We start from the raw sequence: 17,701 nt of genomic DNA, 5'->3' as shown, positions 1-17,701 counted from the left end.
CCTCCGCGCTCAGACGTCGATGCGGGACATGCGGCGGATGAGGACGAAGCCGACGGCGTAGAGCCCGAAGGCGATGACGACCGCGGCCTGGCCGACCGGGGAGTCGGTCATGCGTTCCAGCGCGCCGTCCTTCACCCCGTTCATCAGGAACAGGGAGCCGACGCCCAGGACGGGAACGGCGTACGACGTCATGCTGACCTGGGAGAGCTGGGTGCGGACCTCGCGCCGGGTCTCCTTGCGCTCCTCCAGCGTCTCCGTCAGGTTGCGCAGCGCGCTCACCAGCTGGCCGCCGGCCCGGTTGGACAGCACCAGGGTGGTGACCAGGACGACCAGTTCGCGGGAGGGAAGGCGGTCGGTGAGTTCGCCCAGTGCGTCGTCCATCGAGGCGCCCACCGCCAGCTGGTCGGCCACTTTCGCCAGTTCCTCGCCGGCCGGGGCCTCCAGTTCCTCCGCCGCCATGCCGATCGCGGTACGGAGGGCCAGGCCGGCCTGGGTGGCGTTGGCGAGGATGCGGGACAGCTCCGGAAGCTGGTTGATGAACTTCTCGATGCGTTTCTGGCGTTGCCAGTTGAGGAACTGGAAGGCCCCCCAGACGCCCAGGAGTCCGGCGAGCGGGCCGAAGAAGGGAGCCAGCATGGCCTGGCCGATGAGCCAGAGGCCGGCGACCGTGGCGAGCATGGAGACGAAGAACTCGCCCGGGGTGATGTCCAGACCGGTGGCCGCCAGGCGCAGTTCCAGTTTCCTGCCGGTCCTGGTGCGGCGCAGGCGGCGGTCCAGGCCGTGGAAGTGGCGCCGACGGCCGGCCACGGGGATCTGGGGCCGGTGGCCGAGAGCCTGTCCACCAGCACCTGCCGCTGCGCCTTGCCCGTGGCGTAGGAGTGCACGCCCACGACGGCGAGGACGCAGGTCAGCAGGGCGACGCCCGTGGTCAGCGTGATCAGGTTCTGCAGGTCCATGGGGGCGGTTCCTACCTGGCTTCTCGGGCGGCGAGCTGGTCGGTGGACTGGGCGATGCCGAAGGCCTGGGGAACGGCCTGGCTCGCCATGTAGAGGCGGTCGGCGGTGCGACGCGGCAGCGGGTGGTACTCGAACGCGCCGTGGATCCGGCCGTCGGCGGTCATCGGCTGCGCGTTGAAGCGGGCGGCCGTGGCCAGCCGGTACGGTTCGCCGCCGTGGCTCTCCAGCAGGGCGATCTCGGTGATGCGGCGGGCGCCGTCGGCGAAGCGGGTGAGCTGGACGATGACGTCGACGGCGCTGTTGATCTGGTCGTGGAGAGCCACGAAGGGGATCTCCACCTCCGACATGGAGGCGAGTGTCTGGAGTCGCATCAGGGCGTCCTCCGCGCTGTTGGCGTGGACGGTGGCGAGGGAGCCGTCGTGGCCGGTGGACATGGCCTGGAGCATGTCCAGGGACTCACCGCCGCGGACCTCGCCGACGACGATGCGGTCGGGGCGCATGCGCAGCGAGTTGCGCACCAGGTCGCGGATGGTGACCCGGCCCTTGCCCTCGACGTTCGGCGGGCGGGACTCCAGGCGGATGACGTGCGGCTGCTGGAGCTGGAGTTCGGCCGAGTCCTCGATGGTGATGATGCGTTCGCCCTCCGGGATCAGCCCGGACAGGGCGTTGAGGAGGGTCGTCTTGCCGGTGCCCGTCGCGCCCGAGACGATGACGTTGAACCGCGCCTGCACCAGGCCGGCGAGCAGGTACAGCATGGGCTCGTCGAGCGACCCCAGGCCGATCAGCTCCTGGAGGGTGAAGGAGCGCGGGAAGCGGCGGATGGTGAGGATGGCACCGGTCAGGGACAGCGGCGGGATGATGACGTTGACGCGTTCGCCGGAGGGGAGGCGGGCGTCGACCATCGGGTTGGACTCGTCCACGCGGCGGTTGACGGTCGAGACGATGCGCTCGATCGTCTGCATGAGCTGGTCGTTGGAGGCGAAGCGCAGGGGCAGTTGTTCCACCCTGCCGCCGCGCTCGACGAAGATCGCGTCGGGGCCGTTGACCATGATCTCCGTGACGGAGGCGTCCTCCAGGAGCGGTTCCAGGATGCCGAGGCCCAGGGCCTCGTCGACGACCCTGCGGATCAGCTGGGAGCGTTCGACCGTGGACAGGACCGGGCCCTCGCGGCTGATGATGTGCCCGAGCACCCGCTCCAGGCGCACCCGGCGCTCGGCGGCGGCCATCGAACTCATCTCCGCGAGGTCGATCTCCTCGAGGAGTTTGGCGCGGTAGGCGGCGACCCGGTGACCGTCCTCGCCCCGGCTTCCCTTCTCCTCGGGGGAGTTGATACGTGCCCGCAGACTCATGAGTCCGGTGCTCCTCTCCTCGTTCTTCGTCCTGGACGGTCGTCGGTGGCCGACGGCCGGCCGGCGGTGGGGGTGACCCGCGGTCAGTCGGTGTGGTGACCGGCGGCCGGGCGGCGGCGTCAGTGGTCGATCGGCATCGTGGCGGACTTCCGTGCCGGGTCGAAGTCCCAGCCGGGGACGATCGAGGGGATGTCGATCGTGGCGGTGACGGTGACCTCGTCACCGCCGTACGCGGCCCGGCATTCGGTGCCGTCGGCGAGCCAGCCGCTGACGGCGGCGGTGCAGGCCTGCCCGGTGCCCCGGTCGAGCGAGGCGCTGCGCGCCGCGGCTCGGGCCGCGGTGCCGGCCTGTTGGGCGGTGTACGCGATCAGGCCGAGTTGTACGACGGCCATGCCGACGATGATCAGGACCGGGATGAAGCCCAGGAACTCGATCGCCGCCTGGCCCCGGTCACGGCGCCTGTGCTGGTACGGCATGTCAGTCCACCTCCTCCACCGCGCCCGCGGTGCCCGTCACGTCGAAGGGGAAGTCGGCTGTGCCGGGGAACAGCACGGGGACGTTCAGCTTCACTTCGGCCGTGACATGGCCGCCCGCCGTCGTGCAGTTCACCGTCGCGGCGCCCTTCCACGCGTCGGGCAGCTTGTCCAACCCGGCCTCGCGGCAGGCGCCCTGGCGCCAGGCCCGCTCCGACGCCGTCCCCGCCCGTACCGCCTCGTCCGCGGCATTGCCCGCGAGGGTGAACGTGTATCCCACCAGCACGAGCTGCCACAGCACCACCAACGTCACGAGAATCGCCGGTGTCATCCCGAGGAACTCGATGGTGACCTGGCCCCGGTCCCGTTCCCGGCTGCGGACTCGGTCGCGCGCCCTTCGCATCGTCAGCATCCTCACTCCCTTTGGCCCTTGCGCTGCCGGAGGTTGACCGATCCCCGGTCGCCGCGCCGCCGACCGGCCTTGTGGGCACCCTCGGCGGCCTTGACCAGGCCGAGTTCGCCGGCCAGGCCCCACAGGGCCTGTTTCACCGCGCTCTTGCTCTCCAGCTCGTGGACACGGCCCGCGTCCACGACGCTCTGCAGTTCCTTGAAGTTGGCGGGGACCGCGGTCGCCGCGACCACTGTGCCGGTGATCTTCTGGATCAGCGGGGGCTGGATCTCCGTGGCCCGGGTATGGCGGTTGACGACCACCGTGGTCTCCTCGGCCTTGCGGATCTGCAGCCGCTCCCACATCCGCACCGTCCGCTTGGCGCCCCGGACCGCCACCACGTCCGGCGTGGTGACCAGGAGCGCCGTGTCGGCCATCTCGACCGCCGCCGCGCCCGCCCCGCCGAGCTGGGCTCCGCAGTCGATGACGACGACCTCGTAGCGGGAGCGCAGGGCGCTGACGATCTGCCGGGTGGCGCGGTCGGTGACGTCCTCTCCGCGTTCGCCCTCGGCGGGTGCGAGCAGCAGCGCGACACCGGTGTCGTGCCGGAAGACGGCGTCGGCGAGGACGCGCGGGGAGATGTCGGTGACCGCCGCGAGGTCGACGACCGAGCGACGGAACTGGACGTCCAGGTAGGAGGCGACGTCGCCGGTCTGGAGGTCCATGTCGACCAGGGCTGCGGCTCGGCCGGACGCCTGTGCGGCGAGGGCCAGCTGGATCGCCGTCAGGGTCGTCCCCACGCCGCCCTTCGCCCCGCTGACCGTGACGACGGTGCCGCCGACGCCGGTGAAGACGTCACCGCTCGCGCCCAGATGACGGCGTACGCCGACCGACCACTGGGCCACCGCCTGGACGCGGCTGCCGAGTTCCTCGTAGCTGAGCGGGAGGGCGACCAGGCCGCGGGCGCCGTAGTCCATCGCGGCCTGGAACAGGCCGGGGCTCGCGTCCGAGGTGACGAGGATGACGCCGACTGCGGGGAAGCGCAGGGCGACTTCGCGGATCAGCTCCAGTGCCGGGACGGGGCCGATCCGCTCGTGGACGACCACGACCTCGGGCAGTTCGTCGACCGACTCGGCGGCCAGACGCGCGAGGGTGTCGATGAGCTGGGTGGAGTCGGCCACCGGGGCCATCGGTTCGGCATCCGGGAGTTGGCTGAGCAGTGTGGTGATGGACCGCACCGCGTCCGCGTCGCCGACCGCCGGGAGGATCCTCGTGGGCATACGGCTCTCACTTGTCCTTCGCGAGTTCGTACGTCCGCTGGGAGTCCGGGACGGTGGTGTCGCTGCCGGGGGCGACCAGCGCGAGCCGGACACGCTGGGCGAACGACTCGGCGTAGGTGATGCGCTGGGCGTCGATGGTGGACAGCGCGAAGGTGATCGGGACGCCGTCGGTGGGCTGCCGCCCTCGCTCGTCCTCCCCGGGTTCGAGGGCGGTGATCCGGCCGACGTCGAGGACCTGGGCGTTTGTTACGATGATCTTGGACTGGGCGGGATCACCCTGCTGCGCTCCGGCGAAGGTGGCGTAGACGTTGACCGTCGATCCCGGTGTGATCTTGCCGGCGACACCGGTCGCGGCATCGATCATGATGGCGACCTCCTGCTGCCCCGGCTTCAGGGCGGGCTGGTCCACGATCATGTCGTTCTGCAGAAGAGAACCCTTCCGCAGCGTGGTGACGGCGATCTTGCCCTGGATCTCGTCCAGGTCGGTGACGGCGTTCCGGGACAGCCACCGCTCGGGCATCCGGACCTTTTCGAACTGGCCGGTACTGAGCTCGGTGTAGGGCGCCACGCTGGTCTTCAGCCGGTACGCGGCGACCTCGGGGCCGACTTTGGAGTTCACGTCGCTGATGACGGACAGCACGCCGGCGAACGCGCCGAGGGCGCACAGGACCGACAGGAGCAGGAGTATCACGCCGCGGCGCTGACGGGAGTTCATGAACCGTGCAACCTCATTGGGGATATCGGTCGAGCGGAGTCGGGTGTGGTGGGTGTGGTGAGCAGGCGCCCGGGCGGGCGTGGGCAGGACCCCCGCGCCACGGGTACCGCGGCGCGCCGCGTGTGTTCAGGCCTCACCCGGCGGCCGTCCGGTTCTCCGGGCGGGGTTGCGGCGGGGTGTCGTGGCCGGGCGGGGTGGCCGAACAGAACACGCACCGGTCGCCGAGGACGTCGAGGCCGCACCAGTGGCAGACGCCGCGCCGCACGGACGTGACCAGTTGGTACAGAACGGACAGGTCGGGCAGGTAGGTGCAGAACTCGATCAGCTTGCCGGTCCCCCACCACCCCGGGGACGCGGTCGGCAGTGACGCCTCGCGCAGCCCCTGCACGTTCCAGGACGGGGCCAGGGTGCCGGTGACCCAGTCGGACTGGAGCTGGCCCTCGGCGACGAGCATCCACGTGCCGAACTCCGGTCCGTTCAGTGCGGCTTCCGGGCCGAGGCGCACGAGCTGCGGATGGGGGTGGGCGAGTACGGCGAACTGGCTGCCCGGGAGCCAGGACTTGGCGTGCTGCTTGAGGTTCACGGGGACGCGGTCGAGCCGGGCGACCGAGCCCAGCAGGGCGCCGGCATGGATGTAGTGGACCAGCAGCCGGCCGGCCGAGGCCAGCACGCCGGGGCTGAGATCACACGAGGCCAACTGCCGCAACTGGCTTGCCAGGACGGCCAGTCCGAGCGGTGGCAGGTCGGGCTGGAAGAGCGCGACCCGGTCGGTCTCCAGCAGGGAGCGCAGACTGTGCAGCCGCCGCTGGACGGCGGTGGACTCGGCCGGGGAGCAGACCACGATGATGTGTCCGTGCCGCTCGATGAGCGTCTGCAGTTCGGTCAGCGCCTGTTCGAGCGGGCGGGTACCGATGTCCTGCAGCACGACGGCCGGCAGGGTTCGTTCGTCCTGCGGCGGCAGCGCCAGGTCGGCGCCGGTCACAGCGATGGCGGTCGGCACTCGCGGTTCCCCCGTCCTTCCCCTGCCCAGCGGCCCACCGGGTGTTTCACCAGGCGCACCGCATCCACTCCACAGCGTCACTACGTCCGCACTGTATCCGCGGCTTCATGACCGGAGAACAGCCTTTGTGTAGCCGAACGGCAACAGGTGTCGCGCAAGATGCTCCAAAACGGGACACGTAGAGCATCTCGGCGGGCCCGATCAGGCACGGGGCGCGTGGGCCCTGTGCGCCGCTTTGACACTGGGCCCGGTTTGGGCCCTCGGGCCCACGCTTTCCGGCCACGGCCGTACATACGCTCGCGGTCCACACCGAGGCTGCTGGGCGAGGAGGGGTGCCGTATGGCTCGCGGGGGCATACGGACGGGCGGGCGACAGAGACACGTCCGGGACGACCGGGGGGCGACCGCCCCGGAGTATCTCGGAATGATCGTGGTCAGCGCCGCCGTCGTCCTGGCGGTCTCCGCCACGGGCATCGGGCAGTCGGTCTACGACGAGATCGCGGCCCAGGTCTGCCGGGTCACCGGCGGCGGGAACTGCGGAACCGGTGGGAACGGCGGGAACGAGCAGGGCAAGCCGCTCACCGACGCCGACTTCGAACCGGCGCTGTGCCAGGTCTCGTCGGTCACCGACAAGGCGGGCTCGAAGGCGAAGATCGCCTTCTGGGAGATCGGCAACGAGTACGGCTTCCAGGAGCAGCGGATCAAGGCGAAGACGGATGTCAACGGCGACGGCAAGGTCGACGACAACGACGAGATGGTGTACCTGACCTTCACCGACGCGGCGTCCGTGGCGGCGAAGAAGGACTTCAAGCCCGGCATGAAGGTCGGCAAGTTCGGCACCGACAAGGTGGAGCTCGGCCTCGGCATCAAGGTCACCAACGGTGACACCTGGGTCTTCGAGAGCCCCGAGGAGGCCCAGCGGTTCCGGGACGACGTCGAGACGCTGCAGATGTACGAGATGCGGCGGAGGTCGCCGCACGGCGGGGAGGTGGCCCTGAGCGACAGCATCCTCTACCTCTTCGGGACCGGCCCGCTGAAGGACGAGGAGGAGACGCGGGAGCGGATCGAGAACGACCTCGGCGACAACCGGAAGATCACTTACGGCAAGGTGAACCTGGAGGCCTCGGCAGCGGCCGGCCTGAAGTTCTCGGTGGCCGACGAGAAGAAGCTGAGCGCCACGCTCGGCGGCAACTTCAAGTACGCCCCCGAGGTCACCTGGACCGACAACGCGTACAAGAACACCAGGTCGTACACGTACTCCTCGTCCATCGAGTACGGCGCCAAGGCGAGCTACGAGGCGGGCGCGCTCAACGGCGACGCCTCGGCGAACACCACGCAGACCGGCACCATCACCGTCACCTACGACAAGACCACCGGCAAGCTGGTCCGTATCGACACCACCCGCACCGTCGAGAAGGGCAGCCAGAAGGACGGCGCCAAGCTGGGCGGCGACAACGGCCGGAGCGGGAAGGACAAGCGGGGCGGAAGCGCGAACGTGAAGGGCACGGACAGCCCCAACGAGGTCGAGATCGTCACCAACACCCTGGCCTTCGACCCGGGACCGGCCGGCGACCAGGACCGGGCGGTCGCCGAGCAATGGCTCGACGGCAACAACGAGCAGTTCGGGACACCGTTCCAGTACATGTTCGACGACAACGCGCCCACCGACCGCCCCGGTGCCGACGACCCGTTCGGGCAGTTGATGTTCGACGAGGGCAAGTCGAGCCGGATGAACTACACGGGCGAGGTGAACGCCGCCGAGTACGGCTTCGAGCTGAACGTCGGCCTCAGCCTCGGTCTGTCCATCAGCACCGAGCAGAAGGCGGAGACCCTGACCGACGCACAGTTCCTCGGCGCCCCCAAGGGGAACAACCGCTCCTACGTCCCCTATAGCTACTGTGCCGACTGACCGGACAAGGAGCCCGCACCGATGACTCATCCGAAGCCCCGCAGTACGTACCTGACCACCGGCCTGCTGGCCCTCACCCTCACCCTCTCCGGCTGCGGCACGGACGACTCCGCCTCCGGCTCCGCCTCGGTGCCGGACGGCTGGGGGACGCTGAAGACCAAGGGGGTCTCCGTGTCGTACCCCGAGGGGTACGAGGAGCAGAGCGCGGGAGAGCGCAGCAAGTTCAACGCGGCCGCGGCCGAGCGCACGGAGGGCGGCAGGACCGTCTCGCTGATCACCGTGCAACTCGGCTTCACCCAGGCGGACTCCGCCGAACGGGCGGCCATCGCCGCCGAGGCCGGCATCCAGATGGGTGCGGACGTCAAGGGCCAGAAGGAGGTCGAGCTGGCCGGCACGGACGGGGCCCGCCGGATCGACTTCACCTTCAAGGCCTCCGGCGAGGAGGGCGGACCGCCCAAGGGCACACAGGTGAACGGCGTGATCCTGACCGGCCTGGACTCCGCCGAGCAGACCTTCCAGGTCCGGATCGACGCCCAGCGGGGGGAGCTCTCCGACGCCGATGTACGGCGGATCGTCGAGTCGGTGGAGGTCCACTAGCCATGGAGGTGCGCCGACCGTGGAGGTGCCGGGCGCCGGGTACGCCGTATCGACGCAGGAAGGCACACCGGTGACCGTGACGTACGACCCGCGGGACCCGGGAGGGTCCGCGACGGTGGCGGACCGGGGCAGGTGCTCGCCGGTGCCGGGATCGCTCGCCGTCGTCGCGGGATGCGGTACGGCGGCCGTGGGTTTCGCGGTGGTCCTGTACTTCGAGATACGGGGAGGTTCCTGATGACCCGCCACGACACCCCGACGCGGGCCGGTTCGCCCGCCCTCGCGCTCGTACGGTCGTGGGCGGCGGGCGTGATCGTCCTGGTCGTCACGGCGGCGGTGCAGGGGACACTGGTGTACGACCACCTGCTGGGCCCGGAGGGCGTCGGGTCGTTCGGGGCGGCGCTGGGGCTGGTGCACCTGCCGAACCTGGTGTGCGTGGTGCTGGCGACATGGGCGGCGGCGTCGGTGCACCCGGAGCCGTGGCGGGAGGTGCCGCCGCGGCACGCGGCGGCGGCCTGCGCGGTGCCGGTCGCGGCCCAGGTGCTCACCCTGTCACTGCACTGGGACCGGGCGGGGGTCGGGACGCTCGCGTTCTGGTTGTCGACGGGAGTGCTGCTGGCGGGCTGTGTGCTGGGGGTGCTGCTGGACCGCCTGTGGAAGGCACGGGATTGACGCGCGAGCGGCACAGGGCGGCGGGGAAGCACGGCGGGTGGCCGGCCTGAGGGGCCGATGAATGGTCCGGACCCATTGACAAGCCTATTGGTCTGGACCATTTTGTATCCCCGACGGCAGCCACCGTCGTTCCCTCCTCCTCTGCTCCCCCTTTTCCCTCTCCCCCCACCGGAGGCCCCAGTGGATCGCGCACCCAGCACGCCAGGACCCAGGCACAGACGTTCGTGGGCGGGCGCCCTCGTCTCCGCCCTGGCTCTCACCCTCCCCCTCGCGGGCGCGGGCCAGGCGGTCGCGGCGGACGTCAACAACGTCAAGAACGCCGGCTTCGAGGCGGGCCTGAACAACTGGACCTGCTCGGCGAACAGCGGGACGACCGTCTCGTCCCCCGTGCACGGCGGCACGGCCGCGCTCAAGGCCACGCCCTCCGGGCAGGACAACGCCCGCTGCACGCAGACCGTCGCGGTGCGGCCCGACTCCACGTACTCCCTGAGCACCTGGGTGCAGGGCGGCTACGCCTACCTGGGCGTGACCGGCACCGGCACGACGGACGTGTCCACCTGGACCCCGGACTCGACCGGCTGGAAGCAGCTGACGACGAGCTTCCGGACCGGCTCCGCGACCACCTCGGTGACGGTCTACACCCACGGCTGGTACGGACAGCAGGCCTACTACGCGGACGACCTGTCGGTCTTCGGCCCCGACGGGGGCGGGGGCGGTGACCCGGAGCCCACGGTCCCGGCCACGCCGGGCGGCCTCGGCGTCTCCGGTACGACGTCGTCATCGGTGTCGCTGGCGTGGAACGCTGTGTCGGGCGCGACCGGTTACACCGTCTACCGCGACGGTACGAAGGTGACGGCGGTGTCGGGCACGTCGGCGACGGTGACCGGCCTCGCGGCCTCGACGTCGTACTCCTTCCAGGTGGCCGCCACCAACGCGGCGGGCGAGTCGGCGAAGTCGACGGCCGTGACGGCCCGGACGAGGGAGAACGGTGGCGGCGGAGGCGGTGGTCTGCCCAGGCACGCGGTGACCGGCTACTGGCAGAACTTCGACAACGGCGCGGCGGTGCAACGCGTCTCGGACGTCCCGGCCCAGTACGACATCATCGCGGTCGCCTTCGCGGACGCGACGGGCACTCCGGGGGCGGTCACCTTCAACCTGGACACGGCCGGCCTGAACGGCTACACCGTCGACCGGTTCAAGGCGGACGTGCGGGCCAAGCAGGCGGCCGGCAAGAAGGTCGTCATCTCGGTGGGCGGCGAACTGGGCACCGTGTCGGTGAACAACCCCACCTCCGCGACGAACTTCGCGAACTCCGTGTACGCCGTGATGCAGGAGTACGGCTTCGACGGCGTCGACATCGACCTGGAGAACGGCCTCGACGCGACCTACATGACGCAGGCGCTGCGGTCGCTGTCCGCGAAGGCGGGCCCGGACATGATCCTGACGATGGCCCCGCAGACCATCGACATGCAGTCCACGTCCAACTCCTACTTCCAGACCGCGCTGAACGTGAAGGACATCCTCACGGTCGTCAACATGCAGTACTACAACAGCGGTTCGATGCTGGGCTGCGACGGCAAGGTCTACAGCCAGGGCTCGGTGGACTTCCTGACCGCACTGGCCTGCATCCAGCTGGAGGGCGGCCTCGACCCGTCCCAGGTGGGCCTCGGCCTCCCCGCCTCCACCCGCGGCGCGGGCAGCGGCTACGTCTCCCCGACCGTGGTGAACAACGCCCTGGACTGCCTGACGCGCGGCACCCACTGCGGCTCCTTCAAGCCCTCCCGGACCTACCCGGGTCTGCGCGGCGCCATGACCTGGTCCACCAACTGGGACGCCACCGCCGGCAACGCCTGGTCCAACGCGGTCGGCCCCCACGTCCACGCCCTGCCGTGACCTGAGAGGGGGTGGTCCGGACTCGGCACACTCGGTTTTCCGCGTGCCGAGCCCGGACCTCCGGGGGCGCGCCTCAGGCGTTCTTCAGCTCGATGCCCTTGGTCTCCTTCATCAGGTAGACGGCGACACCGGTGCAGAGACACAGCACCATGATGTAGAACTCGGACAGCTGCGCCATCTTCAGGTCGATGAAGAGCTGGTTGAGGTAGGGGGCGGTACCGCCGAAGAGGGCGACGGAGATGGAGTAGGCGAAACCGATGCCCTGGGTGCGCACCCTGGTCGGGAAGGTCTCCGACATGGTGGCCGACAGCAGCGCGCCGGGGATGGCCACGATGACGAGCGCCACCGTGGCTGCGACGAAGAGCGTCCAGCCCGCCGAGCCGATCATCCCGGTGAGCGGCATGTGCAGCGCCGCCATCAGCACCGCGAAGCCGATCAGCATCGGCCGGCGGCCGATCCGGTCGGAGAGGTGTCCCCACAACGGCAGCGTCGCCAGCGCGATGCACTGGGCCGCGACGGAGCACCAGTAGGCGACGCCGGGGTCCATGCCGTGCTGGGTGATGGCGTAGGTGGAGACGTACGAGGTCCAGGTGTAGTGGGCCGCGGTGATGCCGGACGTCATCAGGATGACCAGCAGCACCGACCGGGTCACCTGCTTGCGGGAGACCTGCCGGCCGGTGTCCTCCGTGCCGGACTGCTGGTTCTCGAACACGTCGCTCTCGTCCATGCTGCGACGCAGATACAGCGCCGCCAGCGCGAGGAACGCGCCGAGGAAGAACGGGATGCGCCAGCCCCAGTCGGCGACGGCGCTCTCCGTCAGGGTGGAGGTGACCACGCCGCCCACGGTGTAGGCGACGACGGAGCCGCCGAAGATGGCGACGAAGACGATGCTGCCCCACATGCCGCGCCGGTGGCTGGGCGCGATCTCCGCCACGTAGGTGTTGGCGGTGGCGGACTCGCCGCCGTGCGCGAATCCCTGCACCACCCGGGCCAGCAGCAGGATCAGCGAGGCCCAGGCGCCGATGGAGGCGTACGAGGGGAGGAAGCCGATGACGAGGCTGCCGCCGGCCATCATCAGCATGGTGGTGACCAGCACGAACTTGCGCCCGCGCCGGTCGGCTATACGGCCGAAGACGATGCCGCCCAGGGGCCGCATGAGGAAGCCGACCGCGAAGACCGCGAGGGTGGACAACAGCGCGGACACCGAGTCCTGGGAGTTGAACATGGCCGTGGCGATGAACGGAGTGAAGACGGCGTAGGCGCTCCACTCGTACCACTCGAGGATGTTGCCGACCGTGCTGGCGATGAGGGACTTGCGCTTGGCGCGCAGCGAGAGCCCGGTCTGGGCTCCGGCTTCGTCCGGCGCACCACGATGTGTCTGTACGTCGCTCACGAGAGCTCCTTTGCTCTGGGGCGGGCAGGGGCGAGGGCAGTGCGTTACGGCGATGCGTTACGGCGATGCGTTGTGCCGGGGCACGGTCAGCGGGCGGCGTGGGCGGCGGCCGCCTCCAGCAGGAGGGGCACTCCTGTCTCCAGCGACGGTCCGAAGGTGCGGTCGTGCGGGCGCTCCCCGCGCAGCCACCGGGTGTGGATGGCCTCGCAGAAGATCGCGGCCTTCCACAGCGCGAGCGTCTGGTACCAGGGGAGGGCGGTGAGATCGAGGTGGTCCATGCCGGCGTGGTAGCGCCGGACCAGCTCGGCGCGCGTCGGATACCCCTGCTCACGTGTGACGGGGGTGAGTTCGAGCGGGGTGGCGGGCTGCCCCGGCTCGGCGTACGTGGCGGTGAGATAGCCGAGGTCGGCCAGGGGGTCGCCGAGGGTGGCCATCTCCCAGTCGAGGACGGCCAGCAGCCGGGGCGGGCCGTCGGGCGCGAACATCAGGTTGCCCATGCGGTAGTCGCCGTGCACCACCGTGGCCGCCTGGCTGACCGGCAGGTTGCCGGCGAGCCAGTCGGCGAGCCGGGCCACCGCCGGCAGGCTGCGGGTGGTGTTGACCTCCCACAGGCCCGCGAAGCGCTCCACCTGCCGGGCCAGATAGCCCTCGGGCCGTCCGAAGGAGGCGAGTTCGCCCCGGGTGACGTCGACGCGGTGCAGGCCGACGAGGGCGTCGACGACCGCCAGGCCGGTGGCCCGGCGCCGTTCCGGTGTGTCGAGATGAGCGGGGACGGCGTCGGTGATGACGGTGCCGTCGAGATGCCCCATCAGATAGAAGGGCACTCCGAGCACCGACTCGTCCTCGCAGACGGCGAGGATCTCCGGCACCGGCACTCCGCGGCCGCCCACGGCCTGCTGGATCCGGGCCTCGCGGACCATGTCGTGGGTGGACCTGGGCAGCGGCGGGCGCGGCCCGCGGCGCAGGACGACGGAGGCGTCGCCGCGCCGGAGCAGATACGTGACGTTGGAGTGCCCGTCGCCGATGCGTCCCCAGGCGAGGGGCCCGCTGCCGATGCCGTGCTGGTCGAGGAAGTCGGTGACCTCGTCGACGACGAGCAGGGGCGGGACGGTCAGCCGGTCGGCGGTCTCCCGGTCGGCGACGACCTCGATGCCGTCGGGAACGGTGTGCATCAGGCTTCCCCGCCCCGGACGACGGCGGTGCCCTGGTGGCGTTCGCCGGCCTCCACTTCGGCGCGGCGCCGCTTGGCGGCGCGGCGGGCGATCGCCCACTTGTGGGTCTCGGTGGAGCCGTCGTAGATGCGGAACGGACGGACCTCGTTGAGGTACTGGGCCAGCGGCAGCCCGTCGGAGACGCCGTCGCCGCCGCACAGCTGCACCGCCCGGTCGATGACCCGGAAGATCGCCTCCGAGCAGTGCACCTTGGCGACCGAGGACAGCGCGGAGCCGGCTCTGGGGTCGCTCGCCAGCAGCGCGGCCGTCTTGGTGATGATCGCGTCGGAGGTCTCGATGTCGATGACGGACTCGGCGATGAGGTTCTGCGCCAGCCCGAGCGAGTTCATCGGAGCACCGAACAACTCCCGCCGCTCGGCCCGGTCGAGGGCGATGTCGAGGGAGCGCCGGGCCAGCCCGAGCCATCGCATGCAGTGGGTGAGCCGTGCCGGTCCGAGCCGCACCTGCGCGTACCTGAAGCCCTGGCCGACCGCGCCGAGGACGGCGTCGTCGGGCACGAAGCAGTCCTCCAGGTGGACGTGCGGGTGGCCGCCGTCGATGTAGCGGTCGACGGTGTGGACGGGGGCGCCGACCCGGATGCCGGGGTTGTCCATGTCGACCAGGAACATGGTGGCGCCCTCGGGTGCGTCCCCGGTCTCGGGGGTGCGGGCCATCACGATGCAGAAGCCCGCGCCGACGGCCCCGCTGATGAACCGCTTGTGCCCGTCGATCACCCAGCCGCCCTCCGCCCGTACGGCGGTGGTGCGCAGCGCCGCCGGGTCGGAGCCCGCGCCGGGGTGCGGCTCGGTCATGCCGAAGCAGGAGCGGATCTCGCCGGCGGCGAGCGGGACCAGGTAGCGCTTCTTCTGCTCCTCGGTGGCGATGAGGTGGAGCATGTGCATGTTGCCCTCGTCGGGGGCCATGCAGTTGAGCACACTCGGGCCGATGGGCGAGTAGCCCGCCTCCTGCAGGATCGGTGACCAGTGCTCGACGGACAGGCCCTGGCCCCCGTACTCGGCCGGCATGTGCGGGGCGAAGACCCCGGCCTCCTTGGCCGCGGCCTGCAGCCGGTCGCGTGTGGCCTTCTCCAGGCGCTCGCCGGGGACGGGCTCGGCGTCGATGACGGTCTCACGGATGAAACGGCGGGTGCGCTCGCGCAGCTCCTCCACCGCGGACGGCAGGTGGCTGGTGGGCATGCTCGGATCCTTTCGCTGATCGGGTGCCGCGGGTCAGGCGGTGCCGCCGGCGACCGCGAGGCCGCCGTCGACGGTGAGGACATGGCCGGTGACCCAGGAGGCGTCGTCGGAGACGAGGTAGGCGACGGCGGAGGCCACGTCGGCGGGTGCGCCGAGCCGCCGCATCGGGTAGCCGGCGGCGACCTCGTCCTCCCTGTCCTGGTAGAGCGCCTCGGCGAAGCGGGTCTTGACGACGGCCGGGGCGACGGCGTTGACGCGGACGTCCGGGCCGAGTTCGGCGGCCAGAGCGCGGGTGAGGTGGGAGACGGCGGCCTTGCTGACGCTGTACAGGCCGATGCCGGGGGCAGGCGTGTCGCCGGTGACGGAGGAGAGGTTGACGACGGTGCCACGGCGCTCGACGAAGCGCAGCTCGGGGTGGGCGAGAGCGGCCTGCACCCAGGCCAGCGTGGCGAGCACGTTGACCTCCAGCACCTTGCGGGCGACGTCGAGGCCGACCTCGGTGACCGGGCCGTAAGCGGGGTTGATGCCGGCGTTGTTGACCAGGATGTCGAGGCCGCCGAACTCCCGCGCCACGGTGTCGAGGACCTCGGCGCGGTGCTCGGGGTCGTCCGCCCTGCCCGCCACGGTGAGCACACTGGCGGCGGGCAGCGTCCGGGCGGCCTCGCGCAGCGGTTCGGGCTTGCGTGCGGTGATGCACACCCGCGCGCCCTCGGCCACCAGGCGTTCGGCGATGGCCAGGCCGATGCCGCGGCTGGCTCCGGTCACCACGGCGGTGCGTCCGGCGAGGCGGCCCGTCGCCCGCGTGGTCTGGTTCTGGTCGGCGTCGTGCTGCACCGGTCAGCCTTTCGTCGTGGTGGGAGGGAGGTCACGGCCCGCCGCCCCGCGCAGTTCGGTGCGGCGGATCTTGCCGCTCTGGGTCTTGGGGAGGTCGGCACGGATGTGCAGCTCGGTGGGGCGTTTGTACGCGGCCAGCCGTTCGCCGGTGAAGGAGATCAGCTCATCCGGGGTGGCCGTGGCACCGGCGGTGAGCGAGACGTAGGCGACGACGGTCTCGCCGCGGTAGTCGTCCGGCTGTCCGACCACGGCGGCCTCGTGCACCGCCGGGTGCTCGTAGAGGGCGTCCTCGACCTCACGCGGCCAGACCTTGTAACCGGAGGCGTTGATCTGGTCCTTGAGCCGGTCGACGAGATAGATCCACCCCCGCTCGTCGATGATCGCGCCGTCGCCGGTGCGCAGCCGGCCGCCCGGCATGGTCTGCTCGGTGGCGGCGGCCTGCCGCCAGTAGCCGGGGATCACCTGGGGGCCGCTCAGTTCGAGCTCACCCTGTTCGCCGGGAGGCAGCGGATTGCCGTCGAGGTCGACGACCCGGGCGGTGAGGTTGGGCAGCGGGACGCCGATGGAGAGGGTGCCGCCGGCCTCGTGCACGGGCGCGGTGGTGCCGGGCGGCACGGCGATGACGGCGGAGGTGGTCTCCGTCATGCCGTAGATGTTGTGGATGTAGACGCCGAATCGTTCCCGGAACCGGTCGACCGTGGCGGGCGGGATGGGGGCGCCGCCGGAGAAGAGGTGCTTGGCGGTGGCGAAGTGCTCCGGCCCGGCGTGCTCCACCGTGGACAGCGCGTTGTACGCGGTGATCGAGCCGACCGTGTGGGTGACCCGGTGCTCGACGAACGCGTCCAGTGCCACGTCGGGGCGGAAGCGGCCGGTGAGGACCAGGGTGGTGGGGGTGATCAGCGAGACGACCGCGTTCACCACCGCCCCCGTGATGTGGAAGAGCGGGGCCAGCGCGTACACCGCGTCGCCGTCTCCCAGATCGGCCCAGGCGGCGTTGGTGAGCGCCACGCTGAGGACGTTGCCGTGGGTGTTCATGGCGCCCTTGGGCGGGCCGGTGGTGCCGGAGGTGTAGGTCAGCAGGGCCACGTCGTCGCGGTTGAGGTCCACCGGCTCGGGACTGCGGCCCGCGAACTCGCGGAGGAGGGCGGCGAGATCGCCGTCGGGGGCGGGAGCGGGGCGCTCGGTCGAGGGGAAGGCGCGCGGGTCGTCGCGGGTCTGGAAGTCCAGCGCCGACGTACTGATCATCCAGCGCACCGAGCTGCCGGCGAGGGTCGCACGGGTCTCCTCGACGTCGGTGTCCGCGCAGACGATGCCGACGGCCCCGGCGTCGTCGATCAGGCGGCGCAGCTCGCCTCGGCGGTACATCGGGTTGAGGAGGAGCGCGGTGGCGCCCAGTTTCCACAGGGCCAGCAGCACCAGGGCGTACTGCGGGACGTTCTGCAGGTAGATGCCGACCCGGTCACCCCGCCGGGTGCCGCGGGCCGCGAAGGCGGCGGCCAGCGCGTCGGAGGCGGCGTCCGCCTCCCGGGCCGTCAGCGCGCCGTCGAAGTAGCGCAGGGCGACGGCGTCGGGGTCGTGCGCCACCCGAGCCCGCCATGCGGCCGTCAGGGAGTCGTGGCCGACCGTCATCTCCGCCGGCACCCCGGCCGGGTACAGCTCCCGCCACGGACGCGCCTCGGGCATCGACATCTCCCGCTCCCTCCACCGGCTCCGAACAGCCCGGGGTATGCTGGACAACGTACCGACCGAGCGCTCGCTCGGTATTGCAGGTGAGGATCTACGGGGCGCGTCAGCGTGTCAAGGGGTTGCCCGGAGATGGCCGCCCGGCGGAGCAGGCGG

The 17,701-nt window shown here is 70.9% G+C and carries 16 protein-coding genes and 1 pseudogene; 5 read left to right on the top strand and 12 right to left on the bottom strand.

The window, feature by feature from the left end:
- Positions 1-9 precede the first annotated feature (9 nt).
- The 7 genes and pseudogenes from ACVW19_RS21675 to ACVW19_RS21645 all read right to left on the bottom strand — a co-directional run bounded on the left by ACVW19_RS21675 (position 10) and on the right by ACVW19_RS21645 (position 6,143).
- Positions 10-956, bottom strand: a pseudogene (locus tag ACVW19_RS21675) (type II secretion system F family protein).
- A gap of 11 nt (positions 957-967) precedes the next feature.
- Positions 968-2,305, bottom strand: coding sequence for a CpaF family protein (locus ACVW19_RS21670; RefSeq protein ID WP_457460985.1), 1,338 nt, complete (start codon positions 2,303-2,305; stop codon positions 968-970).
- A 119-nt stretch (positions 2,306-2,424) separates the two neighbouring features.
- Positions 2,425-2,781 carry a TadE/TadG family type IV pilus assembly protein gene (locus ACVW19_RS21665; RefSeq protein ID WP_457460983.1) on the bottom strand — a complete coding sequence of 119 codons (357 nt, stop codon included), beginning with the start codon at positions 2,779-2,781 and terminating at the stop codon, positions 2,425-2,427.
- 1 nt (position 2,782) lies between these two features.
- Entirely contained in the window at positions 2,783-3,190 is a 408-nt protein-coding gene (locus tag ACVW19_RS21660; RefSeq protein WP_457460982.1) for a pilus assembly protein, read from the bottom strand.
- Between the two features lie 2 nt (positions 3,191-3,192).
- Positions 3,193-4,446 (bottom strand): AAA family ATPase, encoded by a 1,254-nt coding sequence (locus ACVW19_RS21655; RefSeq protein WP_457460980.1) that lies wholly within the window; start codon positions 4,444-4,446, stop codon positions 3,193-3,195.
- Between the two features lie 7 nt (positions 4,447-4,453).
- A complete protein-coding gene (cpaB, locus tag ACVW19_RS21650; protein ID WP_457460978.1) occupies positions 4,454-5,161 on the bottom strand; it encodes a Flp pilus assembly protein CpaB in 708 nt (235 codons plus the stop codon).
- A 133-nt stretch (positions 5,162-5,294) separates the two neighbouring features.
- On the bottom strand, positions 5,295-6,143 hold the full coding sequence (locus ACVW19_RS21645; RefSeq protein WP_457464718.1) for a hypothetical protein: 849 nt from the start codon (positions 6,141-6,143) through the stop codon (positions 5,295-5,297).
- Between the two features lie 441 nt (positions 6,144-6,584).
- Between ACVW19_RS21645 and ACVW19_RS21640 the strand changes: the two genes are divergently transcribed.
- The 5 genes from ACVW19_RS21640 to ACVW19_RS21620 all read left to right on the top strand — a co-directional run bounded on the left by ACVW19_RS21640 (position 6,585) and on the right by ACVW19_RS21620 (position 11,228).
- Positions 6,585-8,069 carry a hypothetical protein gene (locus ACVW19_RS21640; protein ID WP_457460976.1) on the top strand — a complete coding sequence of 495 codons (1,485 nt, stop codon included), beginning with the start codon at positions 6,585-6,587 and terminating at the stop codon, positions 8,067-8,069.
- A gap of 21 nt (positions 8,070-8,090) precedes the next feature.
- Positions 8,091-8,666, top strand: coding sequence for a hypothetical protein (locus tag ACVW19_RS21635; RefSeq protein WP_457460975.1), 576 nt, complete (start codon positions 8,091-8,093; stop codon positions 8,664-8,666).
- A 19-nt stretch (positions 8,667-8,685) separates the two neighbouring features.
- The gene (locus ACVW19_RS21630) at positions 8,686-8,901 is read left to right on the top strand and encodes a hypothetical protein (RefSeq protein WP_457460973.1); all 216 of its coding nucleotides are present in this window, start codon (positions 8,686-8,688) and stop codon (positions 8,899-8,901) included.
- The gene (locus ACVW19_RS21625) at positions 8,901-9,335 is read left to right on the top strand and encodes a hypothetical protein (RefSeq protein WP_457460971.1); all 435 of its coding nucleotides are present in this window, start codon (positions 8,901-8,903) and stop codon (positions 9,333-9,335) included. The genes ACVW19_RS21630 and ACVW19_RS21625 overlap by 1 nt, the downstream gene beginning before the upstream one ends.
- 180 nt (positions 9,336-9,515) lie before the next feature.
- Positions 9,516-11,228, top strand: coding sequence for a chitinase (locus ACVW19_RS21620; RefSeq protein WP_457460969.1), 1,713 nt, complete (start codon positions 9,516-9,518; stop codon positions 11,226-11,228).
- 73 nt (positions 11,229-11,301) lie between these two features.
- Here the strand turns inward: ACVW19_RS21620 and ACVW19_RS21615 are convergent, their stop codons facing one another.
- From ACVW19_RS21615 to ACVW19_RS21595, 5 genes are all read right to left on the bottom strand, one after another.
- The gene (locus ACVW19_RS21615) at positions 11,302-12,621 is read right to left on the bottom strand and encodes an MFS transporter (protein WP_457460967.1); all 1,320 of its coding nucleotides are present in this window, start codon (positions 12,619-12,621) and stop codon (positions 11,302-11,304) included.
- Between the two features lie 86 nt (positions 12,622-12,707).
- Complete coding sequence (locus ACVW19_RS21610; protein WP_457460965.1) at positions 12,708-13,793, bottom strand: phosphotransferase family protein; 1,086 nt, start codon at positions 13,791-13,793, stop codon at positions 12,708-12,710.
- On the bottom strand, positions 13,793-15,028 hold the full coding sequence (locus ACVW19_RS21605; protein WP_457460963.1) for an acyl-CoA dehydrogenase family protein: 1,236 nt from the start codon (positions 15,026-15,028) through the stop codon (positions 13,793-13,795). The genes ACVW19_RS21610 and ACVW19_RS21605 overlap by 1 nt, the downstream gene beginning before the upstream one ends.
- Before the next feature lie 33 nt (positions 15,029-15,061).
- Positions 15,062-15,862 (bottom strand): SDR family oxidoreductase, encoded by an 801-nt coding sequence (locus ACVW19_RS21600; RefSeq protein ID WP_457460962.1) that lies wholly within the window; start codon positions 15,860-15,862, stop codon positions 15,062-15,064.
- A gap of 3 nt (positions 15,863-15,865) precedes the next feature.
- On the bottom strand, positions 15,866-17,551 hold the full coding sequence (locus ACVW19_RS21595; protein ID WP_457460961.1) for a class I adenylate-forming enzyme family protein: 1,686 nt from the start codon (positions 17,549-17,551) through the stop codon (positions 15,866-15,868).
- Positions 17,552-17,701: the final 150 nt, after the last annotated feature.

The organism is Streptomyces sp. TE5632, assembly GCF_054061295.1.
Note: the sequence above shows the minus strand (reverse complement) of the source record. Positions and strands in the feature narration are given on the sequence as shown.